General features: G+C 63.6%; 14 protein-coding genes. 6 read left to right on the top strand and 8 right to left on the bottom strand.

The features are described from left to right. Positions 1-54: 54 nt before the first annotated feature. On the top strand, positions 55-1,860 hold the full coding sequence (gene lepA / locus FHR70_RS02505; RefSeq protein WP_183446783.1) for a translation elongation factor 4: 1,806 nt from the start codon (positions 55-57) through the stop codon (positions 1,858-1,860). A gap of 66 nt (positions 1,861-1,926) precedes the next feature. Here the strand turns inward: lepA and FHR70_RS02500 are convergent, their stop codons facing one another. Further along, entirely contained in the window at positions 1,927-2,799 is an 873-nt protein-coding gene (locus FHR70_RS02500; protein ID WP_183446781.1) for an MBL fold metallo-hydrolase, read from the bottom strand. 84 nt (positions 2,800-2,883) lie between these two features. On the opposite strand from FHR70_RS02500, the gene FHR70_RS02495 reads away from it, so the two are divergent. From FHR70_RS02495 to FHR70_RS02480, 4 genes are all read left to right on the top strand, one after another. After that, positions 2,884-3,210: an ArsR/SmtB family transcription factor gene (locus FHR70_RS02495; RefSeq protein ID WP_183446779.1), complete on the top strand. Its 327-nt coding sequence runs from the start codon at positions 2,884-2,886 to the stop codon at positions 3,208-3,210. Between the two features lie 19 nt (positions 3,211-3,229). Next, positions 3,230-3,748: a rhodanese family protein gene (locus tag FHR70_RS02490; RefSeq protein ID WP_183446777.1), complete on the top strand. Its 519-nt coding sequence runs from the start codon at positions 3,230-3,232 to the stop codon at positions 3,746-3,748. Positions 3,749-3,760: 12 nt separating this feature from the next. After that, positions 3,761-4,576, top strand: a complete 816-nt coding sequence (locus FHR70_RS02485) for a sulfite exporter TauE/SafE family protein (RefSeq protein WP_183446775.1) — start codon at positions 3,761-3,763, stop codon at positions 4,574-4,576. Between the two features lie 201 nt (positions 4,577-4,777). Further along, positions 4,778-6,013 carry an MFS transporter gene (locus tag FHR70_RS02480; protein ID WP_183446773.1) on the top strand — a complete coding sequence of 412 codons (1,236 nt, stop codon included), beginning with the start codon at positions 4,778-4,780 and terminating at the stop codon, positions 6,011-6,013. Positions 6,014-6,032: 19 nt separating this feature from the next. Here FHR70_RS02480 and FHR70_RS02475 read toward each other — a convergent pair whose 3' ends face one another. The 3 genes from FHR70_RS02475 to FHR70_RS02465 all read right to left on the bottom strand — a co-directional run bounded on the left by FHR70_RS02475 (position 6,033) and on the right by FHR70_RS02465 (position 8,021). Beyond that, positions 6,033-6,812 carry an SDR family oxidoreductase gene (locus FHR70_RS02475; RefSeq protein ID WP_183446771.1) on the bottom strand — a complete coding sequence of 260 codons (780 nt, stop codon included), beginning with the start codon at positions 6,810-6,812 and terminating at the stop codon, positions 6,033-6,035. A gap of 68 nt (positions 6,813-6,880) precedes the next feature. Continuing rightward, a complete protein-coding gene (arsC, locus tag FHR70_RS02470) occupies positions 6,881-7,306 on the bottom strand; it encodes an arsenate reductase (glutaredoxin) (RefSeq protein ID WP_183446769.1) in 426 nt (141 codons plus the stop codon). 94 nt (positions 7,307-7,400) lie between these two features. Beyond that, entirely contained in the window at positions 7,401-8,021 is a 621-nt protein-coding gene (locus tag FHR70_RS02465) for a hypothetical protein (protein ID WP_183446767.1), read from the bottom strand. Between the two features lie 138 nt (positions 8,022-8,159). On the opposite strand from FHR70_RS02465, the gene FHR70_RS02460 reads away from it, so the two are divergent. Beyond that, positions 8,160-8,993 (top strand): lytic murein transglycosylase, encoded by an 834-nt coding sequence (locus tag FHR70_RS02460; RefSeq protein WP_183446765.1) that lies wholly within the window; start codon positions 8,160-8,162, stop codon positions 8,991-8,993. Positions 8,994-9,040: 47 nt separating this feature from the next. On the opposite strand, the gene FHR70_RS02455 is transcribed toward FHR70_RS02460, so the two are convergent. From FHR70_RS02455 to FHR70_RS02440, 4 genes are all read right to left on the bottom strand, one after another. Further along, positions 9,041-10,129, bottom strand: a complete 1,089-nt coding sequence (locus tag FHR70_RS02455; RefSeq protein ID WP_183446763.1) for a TRAP transporter substrate-binding protein — start codon at positions 10,127-10,129, stop codon at positions 9,041-9,043. A gap of 176 nt (positions 10,130-10,305) precedes the next feature. Beyond that, positions 10,306-10,479: a DUF1328 domain-containing protein gene (locus FHR70_RS02450; RefSeq protein ID WP_036347532.1), complete on the bottom strand. Its 174-nt coding sequence runs from the start codon at positions 10,477-10,479 to the stop codon at positions 10,306-10,308. A gap of 97 nt (positions 10,480-10,576) precedes the next feature. Beyond that, a complete protein-coding gene (locus FHR70_RS02445) occupies positions 10,577-11,668 on the bottom strand; it encodes an ATP-dependent DNA helicase (RefSeq protein ID WP_183446761.1) in 1,092 nt (363 codons plus the stop codon). Further along, complete coding sequence (locus tag FHR70_RS02440) at positions 11,665-12,531, bottom strand: EamA family transporter (protein ID WP_183446759.1); 867 nt, start codon at positions 12,529-12,531, stop codon at positions 11,665-11,667. Before FHR70_RS02440 ends, FHR70_RS02445 begins: the two co-directional genes overlap by 4 nt. Between the last annotated feature and the right edge of the window lie 289 nt (positions 12,532-12,820).

Here is a 12,820-nt window from a genome sequence, read left to right as displayed (position 1 = left end):
GGCCGGGCTGCTATTGCCCGGCCAACAGGGTTTCACACCCGCCAGAGTTTACTGATGACCGCTCGCGCTTTCGACAATATCCGCAACTTCTCCATTGTGGCCCATATCGACCACGGCAAGTCCACGCTGGCCGACCGCCTGATCCAGACCACGGGGGCGCTCTCGGCCCGCGAGATGACGGAGCAGGTGCTCGATAACATGGACATCGAGCGCGAGCGCGGCATCACCATCAAGGCGCAGACCGTGCGCCTGGAATACAAGGCCCAGGACGGCAAGACCTATATCCTGAACCTCATGGACACCCCTGGCCACGTGGACTTTGCCTACGAGGTCTCGCGCTCGCTCGCCGCCTGCGAAGGCTCGCTCCTGGTGGTCGATGCCTCGCAAGGCGTGGAGGCCCAGACGCTCGCCAACGTCTACCAGGCCATCGACGCCAACCACGAGATCGTCCCGGTTCTCAACAAGATCGACCTGCCCGCCGCCGATCCGGACCGGATCAAGGAGCAGATCGAGGAGGTGATCGGGATCGACGCCTCCGAGGCGGTGCCGATCTCGGCCAAGACCGGCCTCAACATCGAGGGCGTGCTGGAGGCCATCGTCCAGAAGCTGCCGCCGCCCAAGGGCGACCCGGATGCGCCGCTCAAAGCGCTCCTGGTCGATTCCTGGTACGACGCCTATCTCGGCGTGGTGGTGCTCGTGCGCATCATCGACGGCACCATGAAGAAGGGCCAGACCATCAAGATGATGGGCACCGGCGCCTCTTACGGCCTCGACCGCGTCGGCGTCTTCAACCCAAAGATGACCGAGATGGCCCAGCTCGGCCCCGGCGAGGTCGGCTTCTTCACCGCATCGATCAAGGAAGTGGCCGACACCCGCGTCGGCGACACCATCACCGACGACCGCAAGCCCACGGCGCAGGCACTTCCCGGCTTCAAGCCCGTGCAGCCGGTGGTGTTCTGCGGCCTGTTCCCGGTGGATGCCGCCGACTTCGAGAATCTGCGCGCCGCCATGGGGAAACTCCGCCTCAACGACGCGAGCTTCTCCTACGAGATGGAAACCTCTGCGGCGTTGGGCTTCGGCTTCCGCTGCGGCTTCCTCGGCCTTTTGCACCTTGAGATCATCCAGGAGCGCCTGGAGCGCGAGTTCAACCTCGACCTCATCTCCACCGCGCCGTCCGTGGTGTATCACCTGAGGCTGCGCGACGGATCGACCATCGAACTGCACAACCCGGCCGACATGCCGGACGTGATGAAGATCGAGACCATTGAGGAGCCGTGGATCCGCGCCACCATCCTCACGCCGGACGATTATCTCGGCGCGGTGCTCAAGCTCTGCCAGGACCGGCGCGGCGTGCAGATCGACCTCAACTATGTCGGCAAGCGCGCCATGGTCGTCTATGACCTGCCGCTCAATGAAGTGGTGTTCGATTTCTACGACCGTCTGAAATCGGTCTCGAAGGGCTATGCCTCCTTCGACTATCATATCTCCGACTACCGCGAGGGCGACCTCGTGAAGATGTCGGTGCTGGTGAACGGCGAGCCGGTGGACGCGCTCTCCATGCTGGTCCACCGCGACCGCGCCGAGGGCCGTGGTCGCGCCATGTGCGAGAAGCTGAAGGAACTCATTCCGCCGCACATGTTCCAGATCCCGGTGCAGGCCGCCATCGGCGGCAAGATCATCGCCCGCGAGACCATCCGGGCCCTGCGCAAGGACGTGACCGCCAAGTGCTACGGCGGCGACGCCTCGCGCAAGCGCAAGCTCCTCGACAAGCAGAAGGAAGGCAAGAAGAGGATGCGCCAGTACGGCAAGGTGGACATCCCGCAGGAGGCCTTCATCGCCGCGCTGAAGATGGACACCTGAAGCAGAGCATCCCCCTCTTCAAAACCAGATGGAGAAGCGCGCCGGCACAACCGGCGCGCTTCTGCATTAAGCCGCGATCTTGACCGGGATCTTCAGATACCGAACCCCGTTCGCGTCCGGCGGGGGCAACTGACCGGCGCGGATGTTGACCTGGATCGACGGCAGCAGAAGCATGGGGGCGGAAAGCTTGGAGTCGCGAGCCTCGCGCATGGCGACGAAATCATCCTCCGTCACGCGGCCCTTCAGGTGGACGTTGTTCCTTTCCTCGGCGACGGTGGTCTCCCAAGCGTAATGATCGCGACCGGGCGCCTTGTAGTCGTGGCACATGAAAAGCCGCGTCTCGGGCGGGAGCGTCAGGAGCCTCTGGATGGAGCGGTAGAGCGTGCGGGCGTCGCCACCGGGAAAGTCAGCGCGGGCCGTGCCGTAATCGGGCATGAAGAGCGTATCGCCGACGAAGAGCGCATCCGCAATCTTGTAGGCGATGTCCGCAGGGGTGTGGCCGGGCACGTGGAGAACCTCGACGTCGAGGTTCCCGATCTTGAAGTGCTCGCCATCTTTGAACAGATGGTCGAACTCCGTACCATCGCCGGAAACATCCTTGGCATCGAAGATCGGCCGGAAGATCTTCTGCACGTCGCGGATGTGCTCGCCGATACCCACCTTAGCGCCGGCCTTCAGCTTGATGTAGGGGGCGGAGGACAGGTGGTCCGCATGGGCGTGTGTCTCGAGCACCCATTCGATCTCATATCCTTCCTGTCGTGCGGCTTCCAGGATCGCGTCCGCTGACTTCATGGACGCTTTCCCGGACTTGTGGTCGTAGTCGAGCACCGGATCGACAATAGCGGCCTTCTTCGTCGCCGGATCTGCCACCAGGTAACTGACCGTATTGGTAGGCTCATCGAAGAAGGCCCTGATGATGGGCTTGGCAGTGGATGGCATGATCTCAACTCCATTTCGGGTTTCCTGTTGACAAATATATTAGAAATATCTAATTTAGCAATATCTAAAACATAGGTGTGCTTCATGTCCCTCCCTCAGCTTGATCTGGCTGCCTTCGAGGCAAATGCCCTTGAGGTGGCAAACATCCTGCGCGCGCTCGGCAACGAGCGGCGGTTGATGGTCCTCTGCAAACTGGTGGAATGCGGCGAGGCGACGGCGGGAACCCTTGTCGAGGTGGTGGGCCTGAGCCAGTCGGCCCTCTCCCAGCACCTCGCCAAGATGCGGGATGAAGGCATCGTGACCTTCCGGCGGGAGAGCCAGACCCTCTGGTACCGCATCGCCGATCCCCGGATCGAGCAGCTCATGGCCGAGCTTCACCGTCTCTATTGCCGCCAGGACCGGCGCACCTGATCGCACAAGGAAACTAATCATGTCCCTCACCACCATTTCCCCCCAGAAAGCCAAGGAGCTGATCGCGCAGGGCGCGGTCCTGATCGACGTGCGCGAAGCCGATGAGCATGCGCGGGAGCGGATTCCTGGCGCCCGCCACCAGGCCCTGTCTCGGCTCAACGGCTCTCTGCCGACTGGGAACGAAGCCGTGATCTTTCACTGCCGCTCCGGCAATCGGACAGCCTCCCACGCAGACCGACTGGCCGCAGCCGCGCCGTGCGAGGCCTACGTGCTCGAAGGCGGGATTGAAGCCTGGAAGAGAGCCGGCCTGCCGGTGTCCCGGGATAGGCGCCAGCCCATCGAGCTGCAGCGGCAGGTGCAGATCACGGCAGGCTCCCTGGTCGGCATCGGGGTGCTGCTCGGCACATTGGTCCATCCGGGCTTCTATGCCCTCGCGGGCTTTGTCGGCGCGGGTCTTGTCTTTGCCGGAATCAGCGGAACCTGCGGCATGGCGCGAGTTCTCAAACTCGCTCCCTGGAACCGCAGGGCTGCCGCATAGCCGGAGGGCAGCATGCCTTTACTGTTCACCCAAGGAGCCGCTCTGGGTTCCGGTGCCCTGGTCGGGCTGGTGCTCGGGCTCGTAGGCGGCGGGGGCTCGATCCTCGCCGTTCCTCTCCTCGTCTATGGCGTCGGCATCGCCTCGCCGCATGTGGCGATCGGCACGAGCGCGCTTGCGGTCTCGGCAAGCGCCTTCGCCAACCTGATCGCCCATGGGCGCGCCGGCAATGTGAAATGGCGCTGCGGTCTGGTCTTCGCAGCGGCCGGAGTCGTCGGCGCCATCACGGGAGCCGACATCGCTCAGAGGATCGATGGCCAGCGACTGCTCGCCCTCTTTGGCCTGCTGATGATCGTGGTCGGCGCGACGATGCTGCGCCGCAAAGATGGTGGCGGCGATGAGTCCGTGCGTCTGTCGCGAACCAATGCACGCGTGCTCCTTCCCGCGCTTGTGGGGACCGGATTTGGCGTTGGTCTTCTCTCGGGCTTCTTCGGCATTGGGGGCGGCTTTCTCGTCGTGCCTGGCCTGATGATCGCCACGGGCATGCCACTGTCGTTCGCCATTGGCAGTTCGCTCGTAGCTGTCACGGCCTTCGGCGCGGCCACCGCCGTAAGCTATGCCTCTTCAGGCCTTGTCGACTGGCAGGTCGCAGCCCTGTTCACCGGAGGCGGTTTTCTCGGCGGCCTTGTCGGTCTGTGGATCGGGCGCTTCTTCGCGCAGCGTAAGCAACTCCTCGGAAAGATCTTCGCCTTTTTCGTGATAGGGGTCGGCGTGTATGTTCTTGCCCGGGGGATTGCGGCGGCGAACCTTCTGCAAGGGATTCTGAGCTAGGCGTTCCCCCTCAGGTTACGGCATGAACCGGGAACCCGATCCAGCAGCCTGAGTTCAACCCAGACACGAGGCTTGGTCTCTCCACTGTCATTGGCCATGAACGGGGTCTTGCGACGCCGGGATTCGGCACGCCTGCAGTGAGGCCCAGCTCCCGCAACCCGCACATCCGAGCCACAGGATCTCGCGTCACGAGGAGAGCCCATGACTTCGTCCCTGCGGACCACCCTGCCAACGCTCTTCGCTCTCCTCCTCGGCTATGCGCTTATGCAGGTCGGCAATACCCTGCAGGGCACGCTGCTCAGCGTGCGCGGAAGCATCGAGCAGTTCACACCGACGGTCATCGGAGCCGTGGGCGCGGCCTTCTGGGTCGGCATCGTTCTTGGATCCCTCTGGGCCGGTCGCGTGATCCATCAGGTCGGGCACACGCGCGCGTTCTCGGCCCTGGCGGCAGTAGCGGCATCGACCGCACTCCTGCATCTCCTCGTGATCAGCCCGGCCGTATGGATCGCTGCCCGAGCCGTGACCGGCTTCTGCTTCGCAGGGCTTTTCATCGTAGTGGAAAGCTGGCTCAATGCCTCCGTGACGGCGCAGACCCGCGGGCAGGTGTTGAGCCTCTACAGCATGACGGGTCTCGTGGCCGGCATCGGCGGGCAGATGCTTCTGCCTGCGGGCGACCCGCACGGGTTCCGGCTGTTCTGCTTCGTGGCCATTCTGATCTCGCTCGCGCTTGTTCCCACAGCCCTCTCGCGGGCGACCGCTCCGGCCCATGCGGTGAGCGACACGAAGATCAACCTGGTGCAGCTCTACCGGCAATCGCCCTTCGGCGTGGTGGCGGCGGTTCTGTGCGGCATCACCACCAGCTCATTCTTCGCGCTCGGGCCGGTCTGGGCGCAGGAGCGGGGCCTCAGCACCGCGGAGATCGCGATCTTCATGGCTTGCGGCACACTTGGAGGCTTCATCACCACCTACCCCATTGGCTGGCTCTCGGACCGAATGGACCGCCGCCATGTGATCATGGGAACAGCCGCCATGGCGGCGTCGATCCTGCTCGTGCTCATTCATTCGGTGCCGCTCACCGTGCCGGCCTGGCTGCTCTTCATCTATGTGGCGATTTTCGGCGGCAGCGTGATCCCGACCTACAGCATCGTCACGGCGCATGTGAACGACATGGTGCAGCCCGGCGAGTTCGTGGCGGCGGCCGGCGGCCTCCTGATCCTGCTGGGAGCAGGCGCCGCCATCGGGCCTGTGATCGCGGGCGCGGCCATGACGGAGTTCGGACGCCTGGGACTCGTCTATGTGTTTGTGACCGCCCAGCTGCTCATGGCGATCTGGGGCGCCTATCGCAGCATACAGCGTGCCGCACCGGCCACGGAGGATAAAGACACCTTCGTGCCGGAGCCTCCCGTGCCCGTGGGAACACGGTTGGAGGCGCATTAACGCCTGCAACTTACTCGGCTCATACGAGCAGCGACTGCGCGCCGTCGATCCAGACCGGCGTGCCGGTGATATGGCGGGCGCGATCGGAAACAAGGAAGAGAACGAGTTCCGCCACCTCGTCGCTCGTGCCTGGCTCCTTGCCGGTGAGCGGGATCCGACCGGCGGGAAACTCAGCGGGAACTTCCGCCTCCTCCGTGTTCCGCTTGTCGGTGTTCTCCGTGATTTCCGTGTCGATCTTGCCGGGACAGACCACGTTCACACGGATCTTGTGCTTGGCGAGTTCCACGGCCAGCATCTGCGCCATCGCCACCTGGGCGGCCTTGGTGGCGGAATAGGCCGTGGCGCCGGCGCTCGTGAAGGTGCGCGTGCCGTTGATGGAAGCGGTGATGACGATGGAGCCGCCTGCCTTCTTCAGGTGCGGCACCGCATAGTGAATGGTGAGATAGGTGCCGCGCAGGTTCGTGTTGATGGTGCGGTCCCATTCTGACGGCTGGAGTTCGTCGATAGGCGCCCAGACACCGTTGATACCCGCATTGGCGAAGACGATGTCGAGCCGTCCATAGGCCTGGACGAGATCGGCCATAGCCTTCTGCATCTGGTTTTCATCTGCTACGTCGGCGACAAGCGGAATGGCCTTACCTCCAGCCTGCTCGATCTCCTGCGTCGTCTTGCGGATTTCGTCGTCGGTGTGGCTGAGCACACCCACCATGGCGCCTTCACGGGCCAAGCGCAGAGCCGCCGCCTTGCCGATGCCGGACCCTGCGCCCGTGACGAGCGCGACCTTGCCTTGAAGCTCCATGTGTCCTTCCTCCGGTAACGGGATAGTCCTGTCCTGAACCAGAGGAGCGCCGGCTTGTTCCCGGCGCTTCAGGCGATGCCGACGCGCCGCCCCGCGGCATCTACCACCGGCTCGCCGTCTTCCTTGACGAACTCGCCCTGCTGCGGCGGCAGGATGTCGAGCACCATCTCCGACGGGCGGCAGAGCCTGACGCCGAGCGGCGTGACCACGATGGGACGCTCGATCAGGATCGGGTGCTCGATCATGGCATCGAGCAGCTGATCGTCGGTGAGGGATGGATCGTCGAGGCCGAGCTCCTGAAACGGAGTTCCTTTCTCGCGGATCACGTCGCGCACGCTCACCCCCATGCGCCCGATGAGCTGGCGCAGGAGCAGGCGCGTGGGCGGGCACTTCAGGTACTCGATGATATGCGGCTCAATGCCTGCATTGCGGATCATCGCAAGCGTGTTGCGGGAGGTGCCGCATTGAGGATTGTGGTAGATGATCACGTCCATGGTTTGAGACCCGTCCCTGCGCGATAACGGCTTCGTTCCAATTAAGATGGATGGCTAACGGGCGGATGAGAAGCGTGCAAGGGCCCTGGAGACCTCAGTCCCGGCAGGCTGCCCTGCCCTGCACCTGCAATCGCGTCAGCAGACGCTGCGCGAGTACATCATGAGCCGCCTGAGACTCAACTCCGCTCAGGGAAAGCTCGAGAACCCATTCTCCCGAGAGCGGCACGATCAGCGTCTCGACCGTCATGCTTTGCGAGGAGCTCGGCAGGTTGGAGTCGACCCAGGTTGCTGACCAGCGCGCGGCGCTCCCGTGGGAGGATAGGGAAACCGATTGTGCGGGGCGTCCAAGAAGCTCCTCATAATCCTTCTGCAGGAAGGCCGCATCGCGGCTCGCGAGATCGGGCTGCGGCATGTCGCGAAGCTCTCCGGCGGAGCGAAGACCGATGCCGATCTCCACATCTGAAAGGGCGGACTTCAGCCCCTGGGTGGTGGGACGCCATTCCCCTGGGAGCGAGAAGGAGAAGCAGAGGCCGGACGGGGCTGCACCTCTCACCGAGGTCTGCCGGATCATGGGATCGAAGCGCACCTGAACCGCCTCGCTGCTCATCGGCCTGTCGAGTGGCCCGTTGACGGCCTGCGCACCGGAAGTGACGGAAAGGAGGACCAGGGTTGCGGCTTGGAATGCCCCTGCTCGCCAGGATTTGACGCTGCGCACTCGATCCTCCCGCCGGAATCGTTCCTCTTCCTCATGGCAACGCGCCGGCACTGCTCCGGTTGCCTCAAAGGCCTGATCTTGAGTTGCGGCAGATGGGCCCTACCTCGCTCAGGAACGGAATGAACCTGGAGAGATTTCATGCAGGCTTTCATACGCGCCTCGCTCATTGCGGCCACCCTGCTTGCGGCAGGCCAGGCGACCGCCGCCACCTGCCGGGATCCGGCAGGTTTCGACAAATGGCTCGACGACATCGCACAGGAAGCCGTGGCGCAGGGCATCTCGGCCCAGGCCGTGAGGCAGGGCCTGTCCGGCGTCACCTTCGATCAGAGCATTATCAATAAGGATCGTGGCCAAGGCGTGTTCAAGCAGAGCTTCGAGCAGTTCGCCGGACGCATGGTGTCTCAATCCCGGCTCAGGGGTGGGGCCAACATGCTGCAGCGCCATGCCAGCACCCTCCAGCGCATCGAACAACGCTTCGGCGTGCCGGCTCCGGTGCTGGTGGCGATCTGGGGACTCGAGACCGATTTCGGCGCCGTGAAGGGCAAGCTGCCGGTCATCCGCTCGGTTGCAACGCTGGCCTATGACTGCCGCCGTTCCGACTTCTTCAAGGCTCATCTGTTCGATGCGCTGAGGATCGTCGACAGGGGCGACCTATCCCCGGCCGAGATGCGCGGCGCCTGGGCGGGGGAGATGGGGCAGACCCAGTTCATGCCTTCGAACTACGTGAAGTACGCAATCGATTTCGACGGCGACGGGCGCGCCGACCTCCTGCACAGCCCGGCGGATGTGCTCGCCTCGACGGCGAATTATCTGCGCGGTCATGGCTGGGTGAAAGGCGCCAACTGGGAGCCAGGCACGCCCAACTTCGAGGCGATCAGGGCTTGGAACAAGTCGCAGGTCTACTCGAAGACGATCGCCTATTATGCGAAGAAGCTTGCAGGCGAAGACACTTCGGCCTTCGCGACCCAATGATCTGCCGAAAAAGGCGGGCTTGAAGCCCGCCTTTTTCGTTTGTTCGATCAGCCGCGTGCGCGGGCGCGGATCATGAAGGTGTCGAAGGCATATTCCGCCACCTGGAACCAGAGATATTCCTCGCCACGGAAAGCCTTGTAGCTGTCATAGAGCTTCTTGAAGTCGGCGTTCTTGGCCGAGATCTCATCATAGACCTCGTTGGCCGCTTTGTAGGCCGCATCCATGATCTCCTGCGAGAACGGACGCAGCTGCGCCCCGGCCCCGATGAGGCTGCGAAGGGCTGCCGGGTTCTTGGCATCGTACTTCGCCTGCGTGTCCACGTTCACATAGCCGGCCGCTGCCTGGAGGGCTGCCTGGTAGGTCTTCGGCAGCTCGTTCCACTTCTGCAGGTTGATGTAGAAGTGGATGGCAGGACCGCCCTCCCAGAAGCCCGGGTAGTAGTAGTACGGCGCGACCTTGTTGAGGCCGAGCTTCTCGTCGTCGTAAGGCGCCACCCACTCGGCGGCATCGATGGTGCCGCGCTCGAGCGACGGATAGAGATCGCCGCCCGCGATCTGCTGCGGCACCACACCGAGCTTGCCCATGATCTGTCCCGCCAGACCGGCGATGCGCATCTTCAGGCCCTGCAGGTCCTGGACGGTCTTGATCTCCTTGCGGAACCAGCCGCCCATCTGCACCCCGGTGTTGCCGGCGGGCAGAGCATACACATTGTGCTTGGCATAGAACTCGTTCAGGAGCGCATTGCCATTGCCGTGGTAGAGCCACGCATTGGTCTGGCGCGAGTTGAGACCGAAGGGTAAGGTCGTGCCAATGGCAAAGGTCGGGTCCTTGCCGACATAATAATAGGAACAGGTGTGGCCCATCTCCACCGTTCCGCCCGCGATGGCATCGAGCGCCTGAGGCGCGCCGACGATTTCACCCGGTGCGAAAGGTTGAATCTGGAACTTGCCATCGGTCGCCTCAGAGACGAGCTTGGCGAGCGTCTCGCCGCCGCCGAACAGGGTGTCCAGGGACTTCGGGAAGGCTGAGGTCAGCCGCCAGCGGATCTCCGGGCTCGACTGGGCGATGGCCGGAGCGGCAATGGCGGTCGATGCGGAACCGACCGTTGCAGCTTGGAGGAATGCACGACGTTTCATGGGCGTCCCTTTCGTTCGTTTACGCTTCAAGGCGCCCACGAGACAGAAAGTTTCTCTCAGGCACGCCCAAACGTAAAAAGTTGAACAGCCCCTATAGCGAGCCTTGGGAAAGAAGGCAGAGCTTTCAAAGCAGGGACTTCATGCACCCGGCGCATGCATGGTCGAGGGACGCAGGCCTAGAAGATCAGCTCGCCCGCTCCCCAGGCCAGGAGGATGAAGATCACGAAGATCAGCAGGAAGATGCCGAACAGGACCTTGGCGATGCTCCGCGCCCCGGAGGCGATGCCCGTGAAGCCCAGGGCACCGGCCACGAGGGAGATGACGAGGAAGATCAGAGCCCATTTGAGCATGTCGGCAACCCTTCAGCTTATTGTTCAGCTGCAGGCATAAGAGCTCAAGCTTGATCGGGTTCCCGAAGGCGGTGCAATGTCGGGGCCTTGCCCGATCCTAGACGACGACGGTGATCTTCTCGGCGGCCCGGGTCAGGGCGGTGTAGAGCCAGCGGCTGCGATGCTCGCGGAAGGCATATGATTCATCGAACAGGACGAGATCGTCCCATTGCGAGCCCTGGGCCTTGTGCACGGTCAGCGCGTAGCCGTAGGTGAACTCGTCCGATTCCTTGCGCAGCACGAACGGCACCTCCTCCTCCGTGCCCTCGAAGAAAGCCTTGTGCACGGCCACTTCCACGGACCGGCGGCGGGCATCGTCGTCGGGCAGCACATCCATGCGGATGAAGTCGTTGCGGACGCCGCGCAGGGCCTGGATGCTCCAGGTGCCGCCGTTGAGCAGGCCCTTGGTCTTGTCGTTGCGCAGACAGACGAGCTTCTCGCCCGCGGCCGGCATGGGGTCACGGTAGCCGTTCAACTCACGCAGGCGGGTGTTGTAGAGGCGCCGCGTCTTGTTGAGACCGACCAGCACCTGGTCGGCCGCCATGACGGCGGCGGCATCGATCTCGCGCCGACGGATGATGCGGCTGTCGCCATAGCTGCCCGGCTCGAGGCGCCCGCCCTCCCGAACCTGCATCGAGAGATGGATGATCGGGTTGTCCTTGGCCTGGCGATGCACCTCGGTGAGCATCACGTCGGGCTCGCCCTCCGTGAAGAAGCCGCCGCCCTTGACCGGCGGCAACTGCGCCGGATCGCCGAGCACGAGAACCGGCTGACCGAAGGACAGGAGATCGCGTCCCAGTTCCTCGTCCACCATGGAGCATTCATCGATGATGATGAGATCCGCTTTGGACGCCGGGCTTTGGCGGTTGAGCACGAATTGCGGACCGTTCTCGTCCGATTCCCGCGAGCGGTAGATCATGGAATGGATGGTGGAGGCGTCCGTACAGCCCTTCGTGCGCAGCACGAGCGCTGCCTTGCCCGTGTAGGCCCCGAAGGCCACTTCGCCGTCCACGTGCTCGGCAATGTGCTTGGCGAGAGTCGTCTTGCCGGTGCCGGCATAACCGAACAGCCGAAACACCGGGCGGTCGCCGCGGCGAAGCCATTCGGCGACGGCTTTCAGGGCAGCATCCTGTTGGGGCGACCAGGTCATGCGGAGCGTGCCTCGCGATGCAGGGAATAGAGCAGACCCACGATGATGCAGAAGCTGCCGAGGAAGACATAAGGATCGAGCGGCTCGCCATAGAACTGCCAGCCGACGAAGGCGATCAGCGGGATGCGCATGAAGTCCAGGGGCACGACCATCGTGGCATCGCCCTGACGATAAGCGTTGGTCAGGCAGTAATGGGCGAGCAGGCCGCCTAGGCAGATGCCGGCGAAGGGCAGAGCATGGGACGGCTGCACCTCAAGCCAGAAGGCCCGGCGCACGCCCGCAAGGTTCATCGGCAGCTGAAGCAGGTTCATGAAGAAGAGGATCGAGAAGGTGCTCTCGGTCATCGTAAGGCGCTTGGTCATGATCGCCACGAGAGCGAAGCTGAAGGCTACTCCGAGCATCAGGAAACTGGCCGGCTGCAAGGTTTCCAGCCCCGGCCGCAGGATCACGAGAATGCCGATGAAGCCGAGAATCACGGCGACCAACCGGCCCCGCGTCATGGTCTCCTTCAGCAGCGGGATCGCCAGCAATGCCACCCAGGCCGGCGTGGTGAACTCAAGCGCGAAGACGGTCGCGAGCGGCAGAAGCGTGAGGCCGAAAGCCCATCCATCCGTGCCGGCGAAATGCAGAACGTTGCGCGCAAGATGGAGACCGAAGCGGCGCGGCGTCAGGCCCGGTCTGAGCTCCGGCCTGACGAGTGCAAGAGCGAGCAGGATCAGGACGCCGGCGGCGTTGCGGACCGCCAGCATCTCGAAGATCGAGAAGGTGGGCGCGAGTGCGCGCACGGCAATGGCTGTTGCCGAGAAGGCGAGGAGCGCGCCGCTCATCCAGAGGACGACGGCAAGGATGCTACGTTGGGGCACGACGAACCGGACGATGTGAAGACCTCCTCCGATTACCCTGCCGCTTCCGTGGCGTGAAGCCTCCATCGTCATGCGGCGTGCAGCGACCAAGGCGCGCACGACCGGAGGGCACCGCTCGATGTGTCTCGCACGAGGTGCCGATTATCCGCCCACGCATGACTCGTGATTCTGATTCTCGACTCGATGAAGCGACGCACCGAGCGATTTTCGACTCCGATCGACAAAATTTTTTGCCGATCGCTCGCGATGACTCGCGCGGTCGTAAAACCCCTCCTCGATCCTCTCCGAG

Origin of the sequence: Microvirga lupini (assembly GCF_014191055.1) — a bacterium.
Lineage (GTDB): Bacteria > Pseudomonadota > Alphaproteobacteria > Rhizobiales > Beijerinckiaceae > Microvirga > Microvirga lupini_A.
This window is presented reverse-complemented; position numbering and strand designations above follow the sequence as displayed.